Annotated in this window: 1 pseudogene; it reads left to right on the top strand. The window is 66.7% G+C overall.

The window, feature by feature from the left end:
- Nucleotides 1-26 precede the first annotated feature (26 nt).
- Nucleotides 27-240, top strand: a pseudogene (locus ACQG3P_RS22780) (ATP-binding cassette domain-containing protein); the annotation flags it as partial.

Here is a 240-nt window from a genome sequence, read left to right as displayed (position 1 = left end):
GTACCCGGCGTGGCGATTTCTGCTAGCGCGTGCGTTCGGTGCTCGAGCGGATGGGCCTTGGCCATCGGGAAAAGGCGCTGCCGTCTGAGCTGTCGGCGGGTGAGCAGCAGCGCGTGGGCATCGCCCGTGCGATCGTCGGCTAGCGCAAGCTGCTTGTGGACGACGAAACCACCGGGAACCTCGATCCGTCCCTGGCCGCTGAATTCATGGCGCTGTTCGCCGAACTGCCCGAGCGCGTCA

This window comes from Stenotrophomonas sp. SrG (assembly GCF_050031795.1).
In the GTDB taxonomy this organism is placed as follows: Bacteria; Pseudomonadota; Gammaproteobacteria; order Xanthomonadales; family Xanthomonadaceae; genus Stenotrophomonas; species Stenotrophomonas rhizophila_A.
Note: the sequence above shows the minus strand (reverse complement) of the source record. Positions and strands in the feature narration are given on the sequence as shown.